Annotated in this window: 15 protein-coding genes and 2 pseudogenes; 8 read left to right on the top strand and 9 right to left on the bottom strand. The window is 59.7% G+C overall.

Annotation, left to right across the window (positions count from 1 at the left end; translation table 11 throughout):
* Window positions 1-12 precede the first annotated feature (12 nt).
* Window positions 13-1,623, bottom strand: a complete 1,611-nt coding sequence (locus tag KSP9073_RS04095; protein ID WP_207771400.1) for an FGGY-family carbohydrate kinase — start codon at window positions 1,621-1,623, stop codon at window positions 13-15.
* Between the two features lie 240 nt (window positions 1,624-1,863).
* On the opposite strand from KSP9073_RS04095, the gene KSP9073_RS04090 reads away from it, so the two are divergent.
* From KSP9073_RS04090 to KSP9073_RS04060, 8 genes and pseudogenes are all read left to right on the top strand, one after another.
* The gene (locus tag KSP9073_RS04090) at window positions 1,864-2,823 is read left to right on the top strand and encodes an ABC transporter substrate-binding protein (RefSeq protein ID WP_108842034.1); all 960 of its coding nucleotides are present in this window, start codon (window positions 1,864-1,866) and stop codon (window positions 2,821-2,823) included.
* Between the two features lie 77 nt (window positions 2,824-2,900).
* On the top strand, window positions 2,901-4,451 hold the full coding sequence (locus tag KSP9073_RS04085) for a sugar ABC transporter ATP-binding protein (RefSeq protein WP_108841636.1): 1,551 nt from the start codon (window positions 2,901-2,903) through the stop codon (window positions 4,449-4,451).
* A complete protein-coding gene (locus tag KSP9073_RS04080; protein WP_108841635.1) occupies window positions 4,448-5,437 on the top strand; it encodes an ABC transporter permease in 990 nt (329 codons plus the stop codon). Before KSP9073_RS04085 ends, KSP9073_RS04080 begins: the two co-directional genes overlap by 4 nt.
* A 62-nt stretch (window positions 5,438-5,499) precedes the next feature.
* On the top strand, window positions 5,500-6,594 hold the full coding sequence (locus tag KSP9073_RS04075; RefSeq protein WP_108841634.1) for a zinc-binding dehydrogenase: 1,095 nt from the start codon (window positions 5,500-5,502) through the stop codon (window positions 6,592-6,594).
* A gap of 11 nt (window positions 6,595-6,605) precedes the next feature.
* Window positions 6,606-7,358, top strand: coding sequence for an SDR family oxidoreductase (locus KSP9073_RS04070; RefSeq protein ID WP_108841633.1), 753 nt, complete (start codon window positions 6,606-6,608; stop codon window positions 7,356-7,358).
* Window positions 7,359-7,454: 96 nt separating this feature from the next.
* Window positions 7,455-8,366, top strand: a pseudogene (locus tag KSP9073_RS04065) (IS481 family transposase); the annotation flags it as partial.
* Window positions 8,367-8,399: 33 nt separating this feature from the next.
* Entirely contained in the window at window positions 8,400-8,552 is a 153-nt protein-coding gene (locus KSP9073_RS17950; protein WP_439330940.1) for a phage tail assembly protein T, read from the top strand.
* Window positions 8,553-8,659: 107 nt separating this feature from the next.
* On the top strand, window positions 8,660-9,475 hold the full coding sequence (locus KSP9073_RS04060; RefSeq protein ID WP_108841632.1) for a DUF6694 family lipoprotein: 816 nt from the start codon (window positions 8,660-8,662) through the stop codon (window positions 9,473-9,475).
* An 87-nt stretch (window positions 9,476-9,562) separates the two neighbouring features.
* Here the strand turns inward: KSP9073_RS04060 and KSP9073_RS04055 are convergent, their stop codons facing one another.
* The 8 genes and pseudogenes from KSP9073_RS04055 to KSP9073_RS04020 form a co-directional block, all read right to left on the bottom strand.
* On the bottom strand, window positions 9,563-11,146 hold the full coding sequence (locus KSP9073_RS04055) for an alkaline phosphatase D family protein (RefSeq protein WP_108841631.1): 1,584 nt from the start codon (window positions 11,144-11,146) through the stop codon (window positions 9,563-9,565).
* 174 nt (window positions 11,147-11,320) lie between these two features.
* Window positions 11,321-11,668 (bottom strand): annotated as a pseudogene (locus KSP9073_RS04050) (OsmC domain/YcaO domain-containing protein); the annotation flags it as partial.
* Window positions 11,669-11,708: 40 nt separating this feature from the next.
* On the bottom strand, window positions 11,709-12,380 hold the full coding sequence (locus tag KSP9073_RS04045; protein WP_207771399.1) for an endonuclease NucS domain-containing protein: 672 nt from the start codon (window positions 12,378-12,380) through the stop codon (window positions 11,709-11,711).
* Window positions 12,381-12,624: 244 nt separating this feature from the next.
* Window positions 12,625-14,826: an OsmC domain/YcaO domain-containing protein gene (locus tag KSP9073_RS04040; RefSeq protein WP_108841628.1), complete on the bottom strand. Its 2,202-nt coding sequence runs from the start codon at window positions 14,824-14,826 to the stop codon at window positions 12,625-12,627.
* A 102-nt stretch (window positions 14,827-14,928) separates the two neighbouring features.
* Window positions 14,929-15,585: a DsbA family oxidoreductase gene (locus KSP9073_RS04035; RefSeq protein WP_108841627.1), complete on the bottom strand. Its 657-nt coding sequence runs from the start codon at window positions 15,583-15,585 to the stop codon at window positions 14,929-14,931.
* A gap of 327 nt (window positions 15,586-15,912) precedes the next feature.
* Window positions 15,913-16,173, bottom strand: a complete 261-nt coding sequence (locus KSP9073_RS17755) for a porphobilinogen synthase (protein WP_243409106.1) — start codon at window positions 16,171-16,173, stop codon at window positions 15,913-15,915.
* 61 nt (window positions 16,174-16,234) lie between these two features.
* A complete protein-coding gene (locus KSP9073_RS04025) occupies window positions 16,235-18,370 on the bottom strand; it encodes a beta-galactosidase (protein WP_108841626.1) in 2,136 nt (711 codons plus the stop codon).
* Complete coding sequence (locus KSP9073_RS04020; RefSeq protein WP_108841625.1) at window positions 18,367-19,527, bottom strand: ABC transporter ATP-binding protein; 1,161 nt, start codon at window positions 19,525-19,527, stop codon at window positions 18,367-18,369. The genes KSP9073_RS04025 and KSP9073_RS04020 overlap by 4 nt, the downstream gene beginning before the upstream one ends.
* Window positions 19,528-19,546: the final 19 nt, after the last annotated feature.

Here is a 19,546-nt window from a genome sequence, read left to right as displayed (position 1 = left end):
TCAGCATTTTGATCAGCGCGTATTCATGAGCTCGCGATAGCGCAGCTGATCGGCGTGCATCTGGCGATAGACCCGGTATTTGGCGTCGAAAAAATTCTGCCGGGTCATGTCCGGCAGGATGGTACGGGCCGTCGCGCTCATCGCCGCGGCCGCCTGGCGAAGCCCCGGGTGATCACCACAGGCGGTAGCGGCCAGCATCGCACTACCCAACAGCACCGTCTCGCGCTCCTCGGGCAGCTCGATGGCAAGCCCGGTGGTATCGCTTAACTCCTTCAGCCAGCGCGCGTTCTTGAGCGCCCCGCCGCACAGGCGCAGCCGCTTGATGGCATGGCCGTTGGCGTTGAGCGTCTCGACAATATGACGCGTGCCCAGGCAGACGGCCTGCAGCGTGGCGAGATAGCGCACCGCCAGACCGTCGATATCACGATCAAGCGTCAGTCCGCTGATCATCCCGGTCAGCGAGGCATCCGCCAGCGGCGATCGATTGCCGTGGTGGTAGTCCAGCACGTGCAGATGCCGGGTCAGCTCGTCACGGCTCTCCTCCTCCAGTGCGTCCAGCCGGCGATTGAGCAGCTCGAAATGGCTGATCTCGGCCGCGTCTGCCGCAGTCATCAGCGCCTCACTCGCCCTACTGTCGGCAATCACGTGATCGATCAGCGCCCCGACAGCACTCTGCCCGCCCTCGTTGATCCAGCCATCCGGCAGCACCGCGCCCCAGTACGGCCCCCATACCCCAGGCACGAAACAGGAATCATGCGAGAAGGCAATATGACAGGCCGACGTTCCGGCGATCACGGCCAGACTACCCTCCGGATCATCGCCCAGCATGCCCAGCGCTCCGGCGTGGGCATCGATCAGCCCGGTAGCAACCACGGTTTCAGGCGACAGTCCCATCGCCTCGGCCGCCTCCGGTGAGAGCGTGCCGGCCCGAGAGCCCGGGGCGCGAATCTCGCCCTGCATGGCCGGGCGCGACATCAGCTCATCGAGCCCGAGCCGTTCGAGCAGGTCCTCGGGCCAGCGACCTTCGTGGGCAAGATAAAGCCACTTGCACACCTGCGTGCACACACTGCGCTCCGGCTCATGGGCACCGTCCAGATCACCGATGGCGCGCGCCACCATGAAATCGGCCAGATCAAGAAAGAGCGCGGCACGCTCGAACTGATCCGGGCGCTGGCGACACAGCCATAAAAGCTTCGGCAGCTCCAGCTCCGGGCTGACCTGCCCGCCGATGTACTTGAGCGAAGGGTGGCCGGTAGCCGCAATCTCGCGCGCTTCCTCAATGGCGCGATGGTCCATCCACATGACGATGTTGTGGTCATCATCGTTATCAGGGGAGACCGACACCGGCGCGCCCTGCTCACCCAGCGCCACCAGCGAACAGGTGGCATCGAATCCGATCGCCCGCACCGCCTCACCATCAATGCCGGCCTTGCTCACGGCCTCGCGCACGGCAGTCACGCACTGCGACCAGATATTGTCGCTGGACTGCTCGACAAATCCGGGACGTGGCCGGTACTGCGCAATCTCGCAGGCGGCCTGTGCCAGACAGCATCCGCGCGCATCGAACACGCCGGCCCTGACGCTGGCCGACCCCACATCGATTCCCAGGTAATAGGCGCTCATGACGGCTCCTGATAATGGCGTGGCGCTACCCTGACACATTGCCACAGCACCTGCCCTGCAGACCTTGGTCCAATCACCCAAAGGCGAATTGCCTGTACGCGCAAAACGACGCTAAATACCAAATGACAACGTTAACATTGATGCGTCCAGCCGGTGGACCGGTGACATGAAGGGACGCTGCCAGCGTTGTTGATCGCCCATGGCGCGTGCCATGCCTTCATGATCAGCCGGGAAAACACCATGCCCATCACGATTCCAAGCGCTAAAGGCCTTCTGGGCGCCGCCCTTGTCACGACGCTGCTGGCCGCCACCACAATTCCGCTGGCCAGTGCCGCCGACAAGGCCCATGACAAGCCCGACGACGAGCTCGTCATCGGCATGTCCTTTCAGGAGCTCAACAACGTCTATTTCGTGACCATGCAGCGCGCGCTGCAGGAAGCCGCCGACGACATGGGCGCGAAGCTCGTGTTCACTGATGCCCGCCACGACATCTCCAAGCAGATCAACGATGTCGAGGACATGCTCCAACGCGGCGTCGATATCCTGCTGCTCAACCCCACCGACTCGGTCGGCATTCAGTCGGCGGTGCTGTCTGCCCATGATGCCGGCGTGCCGGTCGTGGCCGTTGATGCCCAGGCCGAAGGCCCGATCGATGGCTTCGTCGGTTCAAAGAACTTCGATGCCGGCTACAAGGCCTGTCACTACATGGGCGAACAGCTCGGCGGCAAGGGCAAGATCGCCATTCTTGACGGTATCCCGGTTGTGCCGATCCTCCAGCGCGTTGAGGGGTGTGAAAAGGCGCTCGGCGAGTTTGACGGCATCAAGGTGGTCGACAAGCAAAACGGCCATCAGGAGCGCTCCACCGCCATGAACGTGACCGAGAACCTGCTGCAGGCCCATCCGGATCTCGCCGGCATCTTCAGCGTCAACGACGTGGGCTCACTCGGCGCACTGGTCGCCATTCAGTCCTCCGGCAATGACGTGAAACTGGCAAGCGTTGACGGCAACCCGGAAGCGGTCAAGGCCATGCAACAGCCCAACTCGCCGCTGATCGCGATCGCCGCCCAGCACCCGGCCACCATGGTCACCCAGGCGCTGGAACTGGCCGTGAAGAAGTACCGCGGTGAAGAATCCCCCAGCGAGGTGCCGATCGACGTCACGCTGGTGACTGCCGACAACGCGGCCGACTTTCATTGGTAATACGGCCATTGGTAAACCGGCACGGGTAACCCTGATATCACTGACCGGTCGCGCTTCGGCGCGACCTGGAGGTTCACATGGCCCTGCTTGCCCTGGAAAAGGTCAGCAAAGCGTTTCCCGGTGTGCGTGCGCTGCATGACGTCAGCCTCAAGGTCGAGGCCGGCGAGATCCACGCCCTTTTGGGAGAAAACGGCGCCGGCAAGTCAACGCTGATGAAGATCCTGTGCGGCATTCACCAGCCTGACAGCGGCGAGATTCTGATCGATGGCAAGGCTCAGCACTTCTCGAGCTATCGACGGGCCTGCGCCGCCGGCGTGGGGATCGTCTTCCAGGAATTCAGCCTGATCCCCGGCCTTTCTGTAGTGGACAACATCTTTCTGGGCCGTGAGCCCCGCAATCGATTCGGGTTGATCCGTCATGGCGAGATGGTGGCCCAGGCCCAGACCCTGTTCGAGCGGCTGGGCATCGACATCGATCCGCTGATTCGCGTCCATCACCTGAGCGTGGCCGACCAGCAATTCGTCGAGATCGCCAAGGCGCTGTCGCTCAATGCCCGCGTGCTGGTGCTGGATGAACCCACCGCCCCGCTGACGCCCAATGAGGTCGAGCGGCTGTTTGCCATCATGCGCCAGCTGCGCGAACAGGGCGTGGCGATGGTGTTCATCTCTCACCACATGGAAGAGATCTTCGAAATCTGTGACCGGGTCACCGTGCTACGCGACGGCGAATACGTCACCACGCTCAACGTGATCGATACCGATGCCGGTGCGCTGGTCGAGCAGATGGTCGGCAGGCGCGTCGACAACATCTTTCCCGAGCGCCAGACGCCGCCGCCCACCGATGATGTCGTGCTCGATGCCCGCATCCGCATGGCCGGGCGCAAGCACACTGACCACATCCGGCTGGCCCGCGGTGAGATTCTGGGCTTCGCCGGCCTGGTCGGCTCCGGGCGCAGCGAGATGGCACTCGCCATGATCGGCGCCCACCCGGTGGCCGAGCGCCACATGCGCCTGGAAGGAGATTCGGTAGCGCTTAACTCCCCCGCCGATGCGCTTAAACGCGGCATCGGGCTTTTGCCGGAAAACCGCAAGCAGCAGGGGCTGATCCTGCCCTTTACCTGCGCCGACAACATCTCGATCAACCACCTGGAGCGCTTTCAGTCCCCCGCGCCCTTTATCAGCCGGCGCCGCGAGCAGGAAGCCGTCGAGGCACTGATGGACCGGGTGCGGGTCAAGGCGCCGGGCAGTGACACGGTGGTCGGCACGCTATCGGGCGGCAACCAGCAAAAGGTGGTTATTGCCCGCTGGCTGGAGCGCGGCTGCCGGGTACTGATCTTTGACGAGCCGACCCGCGGCATTGATGTCGGCGCCAAGTCCGAGATCTACGCCCTGATGAAAACGCTCACCGCCCAGGGCATCTCGATTGTCATGATCTCCTCGGAGCTGCCCGAAATTACCGGCCTGTGCGACCGCGTGCTGGTGTTCAATCACGGCCACGTGGTGGCCGAACTTGCTGGCGATGACATCAAGGCCAGCACCATCATGACCCACGCCACCCGCCAGATTTCCCTTGACAACCCCACGGGTGCCTCCGACAAGCCGGCGGCCACTCTGGAGCACGCCTCATGACCACCCCAACCTCTACCCCTGCGGCCAATCCAAAACCCGGCCGCCAGCGCCGTTCACGCTGGTCCCGGCTGGTGCATTCGCCGGTGTTTTTCCCGCTGCTCGGCTTTATCGCCGTGTTCATTGTCATGGCGCTGGTCAATGACAACTTCCTGCTGGCCAACAACCTCTCAAACGTCGCGCGTCAGGGCGCGCTGATCGGCATCATCGCCGTGGGGATGAGCTTTGCGATCTTCACCGGCGGCATCGATCTCTCGGTCGGGCCGGTGATGGCGCTGTCCGGCACCATCATGGCGGGGCTGATGGCCGCCGGCTGGCCGCCCACAGTGGCGGTGATCGCGGGGCTTTTGCTGGGGATGGTGTTTGGCGCCTTCAACGGCGCGTGCGTGGCCTTTGCCCGCATGCCGCCGATCATCGTGACGCTGGCCACCATGGGCATCGCCCGCGGGCTGGGGCTGATCTACACCGGCGGCTACCCGATCTCCGGACTGCCGGCCGGCTTTGCCTTTTTCGGCCGCGGTGAGGTGCTGGGCATTCAGGCGCCGATTCTGATCATGCTGCTGGTCTATCTGGTGGCCTACGTGGTGCTGCACCACACCTCCTTTGGCCGCTACGTCTATGCCATCGGCGGCAATGAGGAGGCCACCCGCCTGACCGGCATTCGCGTGCCGCGCTACAAGCTGATGGTCTACACCATCAGCGGCCTGACCGCGGCGATTGCGGGGCTGGTCATCACCTCACGACTGATGAGCGGCCAGCCCAACGCCGGTACCGGTTTCGAGCTGGATGCCATTGCCGCTGTGGTACTGGGCGGCGCGGCGATTGCAGGCGGGCGCGGCGCGATTCTCGGCACCCTGGTCGGCGCCATGCTGCTGGCGATTTTGAACAACGGCCTCAACCTGATGGGTGTGTCGCCCTACCTTCAGGATGTGGTCAAGGGCGCCATCATTTTGCTGGCGATCTATATCGGGCGCGGCCGCAACGCCTGAGCCCCGTCCTTGTTAATAACGTCTTTATCGACAACGTCCTTATCAGCCACCGGAGTCTGACCATGACCGAGACAACTGCGACCCCCAACACCACTATGCAGGCGGTGGTCTGCCACGCCCCCAACGACTACCGGCTGGAGTCGGTGGCCCGCCCGACCGCAGGGCCGGGCGAGGTGATCCTGAAAATCGGCGCCTGCGGCATCTGCGCCAGCGACGTGAAGTGCCGCGGCGGCGCCGAGATGTTCTGGGGCGGCAACGGCCAGCCCGCCTGGGTGAAGGCGCCGGTGGTGGCCGGTCACGAGTTTTTTGGTGAGGTCATCGAGATGGGGGCCGGCGCCGAGGAGCACTTTGACGTGCGCGTCGGCGATCAGGCGATTGCCGAGCAGATCGTGCCGTGCGGCAAGTGCCGCTACTGCGACAGCGGCCACTACTGGATGTGCGAGGTGCACAACATCCTCGGCTTTCAGCACGAGGTCGCCGAAGGCGGCATGGCCGAGTACATGCGCATTCCCGCGAAGGCGCGCCTGCACCGCATTCCGGAGAGCCTGAACCTGGCGCAGTCCGCCTTTATCGAACCGCTCGCCTGCGGTATTCACGCCGTCAACCGTGGCGACATCCAGCTGGATGACACCGTGGTGATCGCCGGTGCCGGGCCGATCGGCCTTGCCATGGTGCAGGTGGCGCTGCTCAAGACGCCGAAGCAGCTGATCGTCATCGACATGATCGACGAGCGCCTAGCACTGGCCAAACGCTATGGCGCCGATGTGGTGCTCAACCCCTCAAAGGATGACGTTAACGCCCGGGTGAAAGAGTTGACCGGCGGCTACGGCTGCGACGTCTACATCGAGGCCACCGGCGCGCCCAGCGGCGTGCGTCAGGGGCTTGAGATCATCCGTAAGCTTGGGCGCTTTGTGGAGTTCAGCGTGTTCGGCAAGGAGACCACGGTAGACTGGTCGATCATCGGCGATCGCAAGGAGCTCGACGTGCGCGGTGCGCACCTTTCCCCGCACACTTTCCCGGTCGCGATCGACCTGATGGCGCGCGGACTGGTAACCACCGACGGCATCGTCACCCACGAGCTGCCGCTGTCAGAGTTCGAAGAAGGCTTTCGCATGGCGACCGCCGCTGAATCCATCAAGGTGCTGCTGGTACCGTGAGCGAGGACGACATGAGCAATACACCAACGACAACCCAATACGCCGGCCTGCGGGGCCGGCGCTATCTGGTCACCGGCGCCACCAGCGGCATCGGCCAGGCCGTGGCGCTGGCACTACGCGAACAGCACGCCGAAGTGGTGGCACTGGGGCGCAACCCGGAGGCGCTGGCGGCACTTGAGGCCGCCGGCTGCACCACCTGCGCGCTGGAGCTGACCGACACCGAGGCGCTCGAACGAACCATTACCGAGCACGGCCCCTTTGACGGGCTGGTCAACAGCGCCGGCATCACCCACGTCGAGCCTGCCCTGACTCTGCCGGCCGAAGCCATCGACCAGGTCTTTCACACCAACGCCCGCGCCGCCGCCATGGCCGCACGCTGCGTGGCCCGCGGCATGATCGAGGCTAACAAGGGCGGCAGCATCGTCAACGTCTCGAGTCAGGCCTCCCTTGTGGGGCTGGATGATCACCTGGCCTACAGCGCCTCCAAGGCGGCGATGGATGCCATCACCCGGTCGCTGTGTCTGGAATGGGGCGCGCACAAAATTCGGGTCAACAGTGTCAACCCGACCGTCACGCTCACGCCCATGGCGCAGAAGGTGTGGTCGGCGCCGGAAAAGCGCGACCCGATGCTGGCCGCCATTCCGCTACACCGCTTTGCAGAGCTTGCTGATGTGGTCGAACCGATCCTCTTTCTGCTCAGCGACGGGGCGGCCATGATCAGTGGGGTATGTTTGCCGATCGATGGGGGGTATACGACGAGGTAGGGGTTGTTCTGTCGCCTTAGTAAAGGCTTTCGGAGCTAGGTGTATGGTCCCGGAGTGTAATGGTCTATTCTACGAGCCACTGTCGGAGGAGGATCCATGGCTCGGATACTTCACCAACGCGCCACGACCACGCACGCTGTCAGAGCAGAAATACAGCGATCGACGGCTTCGGTCGCAGAGCTGAGCCGACGCTACAACATCAACCCCAAAACCGTGTGCAAATGGCGACAGCGGGCATCGGTCGAAGACGACAGGATGGGGCCAAGGGCGCCGCACTCATCGTCCCTGACAGAAGCGGAAGAAGCTGCTGCCGTCACCTTCCGGCGAACCACGCATCTGCCGCTTGATGACTGTCTGTTTGCACTGCATCGCCTCTATCAGCGCCATGACATCAGCCGGTTGCCACGTGAACCCCAGCCACAAACAAACGCTCAGGCGTTCCGCGAATATCCGATCGGCTATCTGCACCTTGATATCTGCGAAGTTCGCACCGGCGAAGGACGGGCCTATCTGTTCGTGGCGGTCGATCGCACCTCGAAATTTGTCCATGCCCGGCTTTACCGGAAGGCCAATCGCGATCAGGCTGCCGCGTTTCTGGAAGACGTCGTGCAGCAGTTGCCTTACCGGGTGCATACGGTGCTGACCGATAACGGCGTGCAGTTCGCCAAAAGGCGTGGCACTGAGGCTTATAAACCCCATCGATTCGATATGGTCTGCCGTGAACACGGCATCGAGCACCGTCTGACCCGCCCCTTCCACCCGTGGACCAATGGGCAGGTCGAATGAATGAACCTAACCCTCAAGGACGCGACGGCCCGCAGCTTTCATTACGCCACACTGGAAAAGCTGGCTTCCCATCTCAAGGACTATCTTTGGGCTTATAACAGTGCCCGTCCGTTACGCTCTTTAAAGGGCAAAACCCCCATCGGATTTATTCTGGAAAGATGGCAGGATGAACCGGACAGGTTCCATCAAACCCCGAACCACTACTTCCCGGGACCAAACACCTACCGTCAAAAGCGCGGATCGCTCAGTACCGGTATGCGTATAGAGCGAGGGTCGGCGCTGCTGGCCGCGCTCTATGTCAACGCGCACAAGAAGAAGGATGCGGAGCCCGTGAAGCTGTACGACTTCATGCCGCATGAAGATGAGCCGGCAATATCGCTGGATCAGGCCATAGAATCATGGCGTTGACCATTTGAAGGGTCAGTAACTGCAATAAAATATGCCTTTTTCAAAACCTTGCCCCTTGCAAAAAATCTTATATTAAAACGGAATACAAATTCTGTTTTGGTGTGGCTATGAAATCTCTGAAAATTCTGGTTGTTGCAACAATGTCGGCCTGGCTACTAGCAGCCTGTGGCGAAAAGAAAATAGATGGAAGTAGCCAAGAGGCTGCCAAGGCTTCGATCCAAGATATTAGAGAGAGCCTTCCGGGTGATGAAAAAGAAAAATTCAGCAATGCCATCAAAGTGATATATCTGTCTAAATTTGATGGTTTGAACTTAATGGAAATCGCGAACGTCAACTCTGATGAGCTTTTGAATAAAACCAGTAACGAATTAGATGGTTTAACTGCTGACGAGGTGATCACTAAAGCTGACTCATATGTGGTCAAAAGAAGAGAAAAAGAAAAAGAACAAGCGTTGACGGATATCAAAAATCTCGAAGAGAAGAAAAAAAGAGCACAAGAAGCTGATAATGAAATAAAAAGATTTGAAGTGGTGAGCTCAAGCTTTCGTAAAATCGAAGAAAAATACAGCTATCGTGAAAGGCCGATCATTGACCTCAAGGTGAGTAATGGCACCGAATCGGCAATATCAAGGGTCTATTTTCGAGGCACGCTTGCAAGTCCGGGACGTTCTATTCCATGGGTAAGGGATACCTTTAATTATCAAATAGCCGGTGGTCTGGAGCCTGGCGAGTCAGCTTCATGGTCATTAGCCCCCAATCAATTTAGCAATTGGGGTGAAACCGAAGTTCCAAGTGACGCAGTTTTAACTGTTGAAGTATTAAAACTCGATGGCCCAGATGGCAAGGCTCTATGGGACGCTAGCGGCCTTAATGAAAGCGAAGAAGAGAAGCTGGAAGCCTTGAAAGCTAAATATGATTCATAAATAGGTTCGTGTTAAAAAATCTTAACCCGCCGCCGGATACACACACCTTGTTGGTGGATGCCCGCTCGTGAAGGCGGGCATTTCACGTCAGGCGCTGGCAACGCGAGCTTCCGGGGCCAGCACCTGGGTGTGCAGGGTGGTGCCGTCACTGTCCTTGAGCCGCACCGTCAGCGCTTCGCTTTCGCCGTCGAGATCTACCTGGCCAAAAAACTGATAGCCCGCCGAGGGTGGCAGGTTTTTCTGGCCCTCGGGCGGCGCCTTGTAGAAAACGACCTCGGGCCCAAAGGTGGCATCCATCTCGCTGGGACCGAAGGTGCCGGCGTGGAGTGGGCCGCTGACGAACTCCCAGAACGGTTTGAACTGCTTGAACGCGGCGCGCTCCGGTGCGTAGTGGTGCGCGGCGGTGTAGTGCACATCGGCAGTGAACCAGACCACGTTGCGGATATCGTCATCGCGGATCGCCTGCAGCAGCCGGGCGATCTCCAGCTCGCGGCCCAGCGGCTGGCCGTTGTCACCGTTGGCGATTGCCTCGAAAAGCTCACCGTCCGGCACCACCATGCCGATGGGCATGTCGGCGGCGATGATCTTCCATGTTGCGGTGGAGTCATTAAGCGCCTGACGCAGCCAGCGAAACTGGTTCTCGCCGAGAAACGCCGTCGCGTTTGATGCTTTTGATTGCAGGTTGGTGCTGTTGGGGCCGCGATAGCTGCGCATGTCGAGCATGAAGACCTCCATGCCCGGGCCGTAGGAGAAGCGCCGGTAAATGCGCTGCGGGGCCTCGGTGGTCATGCGAATCGGCATGTACTCGACGAACGCCTGACGGGCGCGGGCCGAGAGCAGGGCCACGTTTTTCTCGCTGTAGCGCTCATCATCAAGAATTTCCTGCGGATACCAGTTGTTGACCGTTTCGTGGTCATCCCACTGGGCCAGCATCGGCACCTCGGCGGCAAAGCGGCAGAAATTGGCATCGAGATGATTGTAGGCGTGCTGACCGCGATACTCGGCAAGCGTTTCGGCCACCTTCTGCTTGGCCGGCGTGACGAGATTGCGCCAGGTACTGCCGTCATCCAGCGCTACCTCTGCCTCCAGAGGCCCATCGGCATAGACGCTGTCGCCGGAGTGGATGAAAAAGTCCGGCTGAACCCGGCGCATCGCCTCCCAGGTGCGCATACCGCCGCGGGCTTCATCGATCCCCCAGCCCTGACCGACCACATCGCCGGACCAGACAAAGCGCAGGTTGCGGGGTGTGGTCGGCGGCAGACGTAACTGCCCTACCACCGGCTCGCCCATCGCGCGTTTATCACCGAGCGCGGCGAAGCGCACCCGGTAGTGAACCTGATCCATGCCGCCCAGACCGGTGGCGTCGATCTTGCCGATCAGATCGCTGCCGGGCAGGACATCGACCGGCGCCAGCTGACGCGCGCCGCGAAACTCGGGGTTGTCAGCAATATCGATCCACATGCGCGACGGCATACTGGCTCGCCCCCACAGCATGGCGCGGTCAGCCAGCACATCGCCGCTCATGACGCTGCCTTCCACCGTCGGACGCCGGCCCTCGGCGAGTACGATCGCCGGCGCGCCGAGCAGCTCTATCCCCGCCAGCCCCACGCCCACCTGTCCGCTGGTGAGCAGGAAATCGCGTCGGGTCAAAATCCGGGAAGGCTTCGTCATGGGTGGTGTCCTCTCGCGTTCAGGGGGATCGGCATCGAGAAGAGCAGCCTAAGGTCCTTAAATGACAGCCCGATGAAGGCTCGAGAGAGACACAGACATTAAGTTCCGGCAGACGCTCCAAACAAAAACGCCCACTCGAAAGTGGGCACTATGCACAACATGATGACTTGCTAATCAGCGTTTGGCATTTGCCACCCGCCAGGCATGAAGCTTCTGGTAGCTGGTGATCAGGCGCTGATGCCGGTCGATGCCTTCCAGCTGCATGCCGGTCTCGGTGAGGCCATAAAAGCGCACGTCGCCATTGACCGAACCCACCGCGGCAAGAATCTTCTCCTCGCCGAACATGCGTGAAAGGTTCTTGTAGTAGTCCTCGAACTCAAGCTCGTCATCGATGGCGATCTCGAGCACCGCGGTGAGCGCCTGATAGAACAGGCCGCGGTCGCGGGTGTTGTCGTTGAACTGCAAGAACATCTGCGTGCGGTCGAGCGCTTCCTCGTACTGCCCCAGCGCAAGGCTGATCAGAAAGTTTAGGTCGACGCTTTAATTGTGCCTCCTACTGTCCCTAAGCCAAAAGCGCTTGCTCAAATGAAAAATTGACGCGATATGTGAGTAGAGTCAGACCCTGGATCATCGTTGCCGCGTAGCGAACGCCTTCTGGAAATTCACTTGCAACGATAATACTGCGCGGCGGTTGTCCGTCTTCGCGCGCAAACCATCCAACGTATCGAGCTATTTGGCCAATAACGGAGTCTTTTGCGCCACCAACCTTCAGCTCAATGATGACCCGTGTGCCGTTTTTATCTTCGGCCAAGATGTCGATTCTTCCAACTTCCGTATTGTACTGACGCGCTACCAGCGTTAAACCAGGCTCCAAGATATGAAGATTATTGATAAGGTGTTCCTCAATATCCCTTTCCAAGCTGATGGAGGCCTCAACCAGCTCGATTGCTCCGCCTTCATCCTCTTCACCCTCAGTCGGCGCCCATTCATTCGGCCCGTGCTTCTTCTCAGAGTAAAACTCAAAAGTGCCGTCACTGTTCTTGTATAAGAACTTGGTGGCGTACGGATGGTGAATGTAGCCTTTTGGATTGTTGACCGAGCAAGCATATAGGTGTGCTTGAAGAGTAGTGGGCCTCCACTTGCCGGGGTAAGCTGCCTCCACTTTCTTCTTTATATCCTCGGAGCTAAGACTGTAGCCCGCTCTCTCGACTATACTTTGAATCGCTTGCGCCATCGTAGTCACCTAATTTCCTCCTTAGTTGCTCTGACATCCAAAGGACGCTGGCCTTCACTCTCGTTTTTTGGCTTAAGTGATTTTTTATATTAAAGGATGCTGTTCATCATACTATCTCGTATCCAAGCCATTAATTAAAATAGCTCGACAATCCATTCAGGATAAAAGCACGCAACCAAAATCTGACCAAAACAAAAACGCCCACTCGAAAGTGGGCGCTATGCAGTACATGATGACGCAGTAATCAGCCTTTAGCGTTCGCCGCACGCCATGCATGAAGCTTCTGATAGCTGGTGATCAGGCGCTGATGCCGGTCGATGCCTTCCAGGGTCATATTGGTCTCGGTGAGGCCATAAAAGCGCACGTCGCCGTTGACCGAGCCCACCGCAGCAAGAATCTTCTCCTCGCCGAACATGCGCGAGAGGTTTTTGTGGTAGTCCTCGAACTCCAGCTCGTCATCGATGGCGATCTCGAGCACCGCGGTAAGCGCCTGATAGAACAGGCCGCGGTCGCGGGTGTTGTCGTTGAACTGCAAAAACATCTGCGTGCGGTCGAGCGCGTCCTCGTACTGTCCCAGCGCCAGGCTGATCAGGAGCTTCAGCTCGGCGATCGTCAGCTCCGACCAGACGGTGTTGTCGTCGAACTCGACGCCGATGAGCGTGACGATCTTCATCTGCTCGTCGAGCTCGCTCTCTTCCAGCCGCTCGAGCAGATCGCTAAGTTGCTCATCTTCCAGCGCGTGCAGATTCAGGATGTCTTCGCGGTAGGTGAGCGCCATGTTGGTGTTGTCCCACACCAGATCATCCACCGGGTACACCTCGGAGTAGCCCGGCACCAGAATGCGGCACACCGGTGCACCCAGGTCCTCATGGTGGGTCACGTACGCTTCATGACCGTCCTCGGCCAGAATCGCGAACAGTTGCTCGGCTTCCTCACTCGTGTCGCCCGAGAAGTCCCAGTCGCAGAACTCGACGTCCGCGCGGGCGCTGAAGAAGCGCCACGAGACCACACCGGAGGAGTCGATGAAGTGCTCAACGAAGTTGTTCGGCTCCGCCACCGCCTGAGAGTTGAAGGTCGGCTGAGGCAGGTCATCCATGCCCTCGAAACTGCGGCCCTGCAGCAGCTCGGTGAGGCTGCGCTCGATCGCCACCTGCAGGCTCGGGTGGGCGCCGAAGGAGGCGAACACGCCGCCGGTGCGTGGGTTCATCAGCGTCACACAGGCGACCGGATAGCGCCCGCCGAGGGAAGCATCCTTCACCAGCACCGGAAAGCCCTGGGCTTCCAGCGCGTCGATACCGGCCTTGATGCCGGGATAGCGCGCCAGCACCTCCTCGGGCACGTCCGGCAGGGCGATTTCCTGCTCGATGATCTGGCGCTTCACCGCCCGCTCGAAGATTTCTGAGAGGCACTGCACCTGCGCTTCCGCCAGCGTATTGCCCGCACTCATGCCGTTGCTGAGAAAGAGATTCTCGATCAGGTTCGACGGGAACCACACCGTCTCACCGTCCGAGTGGCGGGTGAACGGCAGCGCGACGATGCCGCGATCCGCCCGGCCGGAGTTGGTATCGATCAGGTGCGAGGCGCGCAGCTCGCCGTCGGGATTAAAGATCGCCCGGCAGTGGTCATCCAGCACGCCGTCCGGCAGGGCATCGTCTGCGCCCGGCGGGAACCAGCGCTCGCTGGGGTAATGAACAAACTCGCTATTGGCGATCTCGGTGCCGAAAAACTGATCGTTGTAGAAGAAGTTGCAGGACAGGCGCTCGATGAACTCGCCCAGCGCCGAGCACAGCGCGGCTTCCTTGGTCGACCCCTTGCCGTTGGTGAAACACATGGGGGAGGCCGCATCGCGGATGTGCAGCGACCAGACGTTGGGCACGATATTGCGCCACGAGGCGATCTCGATCTTCATCCCCAGGCGCTCAAGAATGCCGGTCATGTTGGCAATGGTCTGCTCCAGCGGCAGGTCCTTGCCCTCGATCCAGGTGCTCTGCCCTTCGGCGCCCTCCTTTCCGGCCGTGCCACCCATCAGCAGCGCCTGGGCATCCTCATCGATGTTATCGACCACCTCGATCTGGAACTCGGGGTTATTCTGGATCACCCGCTTGACCGAGCAGCGCTCGATCGAGCGCAGAATGCCAGTGCGGTCCTTGTCGGAGATGTCATCCGGCAGCTCGACCTGAATGCGGAAAATCTGGTTATAGCGGTTGTCCGGGTCAACGATGTTGTTCTGGGAGAGCCGGATATTCTCGGTCGGGATCTCGCGGGCGTTGCAGTACACGCGCACGAAATAGGCCGCGCACAGCACCGTGGAGGCCAGAAAGTAATCGAACGGGCCGGGCGCAGAGCCATCGCCCTTGTAGCGAATCGGCTGGTCGGTGATGACGGTGAAGTCATCGAACTTCGCCTCCTGACGGAGGTTGTCGAGATAGTTGACCTTGATTTCCATGAGGCAGAACCGGATTGGTGACGGGTGACGCGCAGGGCGAATTACCCGCCATTATCCGGATTTGGGGAGGGTGTGTCTTGGGAGAGGGTCAGCGCTTCTGGATCATTGGCGATTAGCGTTTTCTTCCGCCACCTGACGCAGCGCATCGACCAGCACATCGGCGGGCTGGGCGCCGGAAATCAGGTAGCGGCCATCGAGGATGAAGCCCGGCACGGCGCTCACGCCTGCCTCCATGAATTGCTGCTGCGCCGCTCGAACCTCGTCCGCGTACTGATCAGAGCGTGCGATGGCTTCAGCGGTGTCACCGTCAAGTCCAACCGAAATCGCCTTTTCGCGTAGCACTTCCGGATCTGAAGGGTTTTTCGCCTCACCAAAGTAGGCCTCAAACAGGGCCAGCTGCAGAGGTGTCTCCCGGTTTTGGGTGGCGGCCCACGCCAGCACGCGATGGGCATCGAACGTATTGTTCGCTCGACGTTCAACGGCGCCACGGAAGTTCAATCCAAGTTCTTCCGCCACCGCCATAATCTCACGCTGGGACTGTTCCATGGTGGCCGCGTCCTTGCCGTACTTGCGACACAGGTGTTCCAGAATCGGCTCGCCCTCGGGCGGCATATCCCGGTTGAGCTCAAAGGGCTGCCAGACGAGCTCAACGTCGATCTCGCCCTCAAGTGTTTCCAGTGCCTGTGCCAGGCGGCGATAGCCGATTGCGCACCACGGGCAGGCAACATCGGATACCAGGTCAATTCTCAACTTTTCCATGATGGGTCTCTTCGTCAGTGTCCGGGAAATGTTCAGCGTTGCCAGAGCGTATAGCAGTAAACACAGCTCAGATGGTGAGCGGCGATGACGCTCGCATGGCTGGAACGGCTTCCCGATCAGCACCTGTGCCGTTATGGGATAGAGTACCGGGGCGATGCCGAACGCCTTTTTCGAGCACACTAACCGGAGTGAGCCTGGCCTACTCGGATCAAAACAAGCGTAGACAGTACCGCTCCCCTCATCCTGTCAGGGTTTGTCCGAAGACAACGCCACCAAAAACCGCGCCGGAGCGCGGTTCTGGTTTCAATCCTTCATGGGAAGCCGTGTTTACAGCCCTTCTTCCAGCAGCTGCGGGGCGAAGTAGGTCATGATCAGATCGGCGCCGGCGCGACGCATGGACCCCAGCGTTTCGCGTACCACGGCGGATTCATCGATCACACCCTGCGCCGCGGCGAACTTGACCTCCTGACGAAGGTTACACCGTTGAGGGCACTTCAAGGGGCGCGACAGGTTATCAACGAGACTCAGGCACTGGCGTACTGATCGGAAAAAGGCCCGCCCGATGCAATATCGGGGCGAGCCTTTCATTGATCCTGTGTTCCCGGATCAACCGCGCGTCGTCATCCAGCGCGCATCATCAGGGCAACGACTACGACATATCGATGATCGCACAGCCATAACCCTCCAGCGTCAGGGAGCCATCCACCCGGTTATCGGTCAGCAAATCCACTCCAGCGGCCACGGAATCGAGACGCTGCTCGAAGCATTCGGTATTCATGACAAACAACAGCTTCTGGCCGTCCTTCTCTCGCAGGGTCACGTCGATGCCCTGCGGAAGATCAGGAATCAGTGGTTCGACTTTCCCGTTCGCCATGACCCAGTCAGTGAGACGCTCTGCCAGCTCGTCGGTCAGATAAGTTCCCACATAGAGCACCTGGCCCGCACCGACCTGACGGCGCGTTATGGCCGCGCGCCCTTCCAGGAAGCGATTGGACCAGCGGGCCAGCACGTCGACATCGCTTGAGGGATCGAGGATTTCATAGCAGTGACCGGCGGTGAGCTCCTGGCCCTTGAACTCGAAACGATAGCGACGCTGTGAGGCCTCCGTGGGACGCGCCGTCGTGGTGAACTCCCCATGAGGCGTCGGCGCGCGGCCCATGAGAGCCTCCTGATCCGGCGCTGCGAGAGGGCCAAACTCCTCGACCTGCACACCGGTCAGGGCAGTGAGTGTCTCGCCGGGCGCCGGCACCCGTATGACATGGTTGTCGGTATTCCGGGAGCCGGTACGCGCCCCGATGATCACGGTGCCGCCGGCTCTGGCGAACTGCTCAAGACGTTCACTCCATTCATCCTTCCACATGAGCCAGTGCGGCACATAGAAGACCTTCAGACGCTCGAGCGCGTCCTCGGGATGGACAAAGCCTGCCGCAATGCCGCGCTGGAAGCAGGCGCGGTGCAGCAGGATGGCGTCATCATGAGGAGATGGAAAACCGATGGGGTAGCTTTTATGGGCAATGTCATTGTCGAACTCGGCGCTGGCGATGCCGATATCGATACGCACGGTGGTGCCAAGGGTGTGCTCGGCCACCTGGTGGATTTCAGCGCCAACCTGTTTGGCCTCCTCGAATCGGCGCCGGGGGATATTGTCGTGATCGATAATCCCCATCCAGTATATTTCGGCACCGAAATGGGCCGGACGCCAGCGGAAGAACATCAGTCCGTCGGCCCCATGCGCGATGGAGGAAAACGCCATGCGGCGCATTTCACCGGGCTCAGGCGTTAAAGTGGAAAAATCCACCTGGCTGCCGAAACCGGACTGCTGCTCGGGCACAATGAAGTTGCCGGCATAGCCACGGCACAGATCGAGCTGACTTGCCTGCATATAGGCATGCCCTCCGATGCGGGCTTTTTCCTCATGCAGGAACGGGTAGACATCGTAGCCGACAAAATCGAGATCACTGGCAAAGCCGTTGCGGAAATCGACGTTCTCAAGCTTGCCCATATTGTGAAAAACGAACCAGTCGGCGTTGGTCTGGCGCAGGATTTCAACCTGATCGCGCTGAAACTGCATGGTCGTATGCGCCAGAAAACGGTGATAGTCCTGAACGTGACCCGGGCTGCAGTGTACGGGCGCGTTGGGAAGCGGCAAAACGACCTGATCAAAACCACGGTAGGCCGTTGCCCAGAAATCGCCGCCCCATGCCGCGTTGAGTGATTCGATGCTTCGATACTTGCGCTCGCAGAAGCTCTGAAACTCGGCCCGAGCCGCATCGGAATAAGACTCGGACATACTGGTGTTCAACTCGTTGTCCGTCTGCCAGCCAATCACGTTGGGATTATCGCGATAGTGTTCTGCCATCGCCCGTGTAATCCGGCGTGAAAACTCGCGAAACAACGGATGGATGGTGTCAGCATGTTGTCGAGAGCCATGACTCATCTGTCGGCCATTTTTATCCACACGCAGCACTTCAGGATATTTCGCTGTAAGCCATCGAGGCGGAGTGGCCGTCGGGGTGCACAAAATCGTCTTGATGCCGGCGTTTGCGAGAACATCGATGGCCCGGTCAAAAAGGCTGAAATCGTAAACGCCTTCACATGGCTCAAACAGGTGCCATGCGAACTCACCCATCCGAACAGTATTGAAACCGCACGCTACCATTCTTTCAGCGTCCTGCTGCCACCAGCTTTCCTCGATGTGTTCGGGATAGTGCGGCACCCCGAAGAGAAAAGTATTCGTATCGATCGGCCGCCAAGCCGATAGCTTCCTTTCCGAATTATCATTCATGCTTCACTGACCTCATGGACGGGGCTTTTTTCAGTATCCCGATTCGGCGTCATCGTCATGCCATCGGCGTTGAACAGATAAATGTCTTCGGCATCAAAGCCAATGTGGATATCGTCATCTCGCGACATCGCCGATTTACGATCGACCTGGATGGTCAAATGCCCCAGTCCATTTTCGGATTCGATGGCCCTGATGCTGCCCGTATCGACGTAGGCAATCACTTCCCTGCCCAACTGCTCTACCAGCTCGACTCTGGCAGGTAATTGATGGCGGCGCTGACGCCCGACCGAGATTTCTTCTGGACGAATTCCCAGCGTTACCGTGTCCCCCCTGCTGACGCCAACCCCATGTCTTCTGGCAACTCGAATGTCATCAAGACCTTCAAGAGCGACCACAATTTGCTCGTCGTTCACATCGGTGACACTGGCCTCAATGAAGTTCATCCGTGGTGATCCCAGAAACCCGGCCACAAAACGGTTGACGGGATTGGCATAAAGCTCGATCGGTGACCCCACCTGCTCAATGACGCCGCTGTTCATCAGCACGATGCGCGTGGCCATCGTCATCGCCTCCACCTGATCGTGCGTCACGTAGACCATCGTTGCATCGAGGCGGCGGTAAAGCTGACCAATTTCGACGCGCATTTGCGTACGCAGCGCGGCATCAAGGTTGGACAGTGGCTCATCGAACAGAAAAACGGCGGGGGAACGAGTGATCGCCCGCCCGATGGCGACACGCTGGCGCTGGCCGCCGGAAAGCTGTTTGGGACGCATATCGAGATAGTCGGTGATTCTGAGGATGCTGGCGGCATGCTCGACGGCTTCCCTGATCTGCTGTTTTGGATGACCCGCCATACGCAGCCCGAACCCCATGTTTTCAGCCACGGTCATGTGGGGATAAAGCGCATAGGATTGAAACACCATGGCGATATCGCGATCACCAGGCTCGGCGCGGGTAACGTCGTGTTCACCAATAAGGATTCGACCGGCATCTACCGAGGTCAGGCCCGCGATCGTCTTGAGCAGAGTGGACTTGCCACATCCTGAAGGCCCCACAACAACGATGAATTCCTTTTCCGATGACTTGAAACCGACATTTTTCAACACCTCTCGTCCTTCATAGAACTTTGAAATGTTGCTGATTTCCAGGTTGCTCATACCTTTTCGCTCCCGTCGA

Origin of the sequence: Kushneria phyllosphaerae, assembly GCF_900312995.1 — a bacterium.
GTDB lineage: Bacteria > Pseudomonadota > Gammaproteobacteria > Pseudomonadales > Halomonadaceae > Kushneria > Kushneria phyllosphaerae.
The sequence above is the reverse complement of the archived record's forward strand: the minus strand, read 5'-3'. Positions and strand labels throughout refer to the sequence as shown.

Coding starts and splice junctions, on each gene's coding strand:
- KSP9073_RS17950 (WP_439330940.1), top strand. CDS start 8,400: ATGCGTATAGAGCGAGGGTCGGCGCTGCTGGCCGCGCTCTATGTCAAC.
- KSP9073_RS04080 (WP_108841635.1), top strand. CDS start 4,448: ATGACCACCCCAACCTCTACCCCTGCGGCCAATCCAAAACCCGGCCGC.
- KSP9073_RS04020 (WP_108841625.1), bottom strand. CDS start 19,527: ATGAGCAACCTGGAAATCAGCAACATTTCAAAGTTCTATGAAGGACGA.
- KSP9073_RS04070 (WP_108841633.1), top strand. CDS start 6,606: ATGAGCAATACACCAACGACAACCCAATACGCCGGCCTGCGGGGCCGG.
- KSP9073_RS04075 (WP_108841634.1), top strand. CDS start 5,500: ATGACCGAGACAACTGCGACCCCCAACACCACTATGCAGGCGGTGGTC.
- KSP9073_RS04085 (WP_108841636.1), top strand. CDS start 2,901: ATGGCCCTGCTTGCCCTGGAAAAGGTCAGCAAAGCGTTTCCCGGTGTG.
- KSP9073_RS04040 (WP_108841628.1), bottom strand. CDS start 14,826: ATGGAAATCAAGGTCAACTATCTCGACAACCTCCGTCAGGAGGCGAAG.
- KSP9073_RS04060 (WP_108841632.1), top strand. CDS start 8,660: ATGAAATCTCTGAAAATTCTGGTTGTTGCAACAATGTCGGCCTGGCTA.
- KSP9073_RS17755 (WP_243409106.1), bottom strand. CDS start 16,173: ATGAAAGGCTCGCCCCGATATTGCATCGGGCGGGCCTTTTTCCGATCA.
- KSP9073_RS04055 (WP_108841631.1), bottom strand. CDS start 11,146: ATGACGAAGCCTTCCCGGATTTTGACCCGACGCGATTTCCTGCTCACC.
- KSP9073_RS04035 (WP_108841627.1), bottom strand. CDS start 15,585: ATGGAAAAGTTGAGAATTGACCTGGTATCCGATGTTGCCTGCCCGTGG.
- KSP9073_RS04090 (WP_108842034.1), top strand. CDS start 1,864: ATGCCCATCACGATTCCAAGCGCTAAAGGCCTTCTGGGCGCCGCCCTT.
- KSP9073_RS04045 (WP_207771399.1), bottom strand. CDS start 12,380: ATGGCGCAAGCGATTCAAAGTATAGTCGAGAGAGCGGGCTACAGTCTT.
- KSP9073_RS04095 (WP_207771400.1), bottom strand. CDS start 1,623: ATGAGCGCCTATTACCTGGGAATCGATGTGGGGTCGGCCAGCGTCAGG.
- KSP9073_RS04025 (WP_108841626.1), bottom strand. CDS start 18,370: ATGAATGATAATTCGGAAAGGAAGCTATCGGCTTGGCGGCCGATCGAT.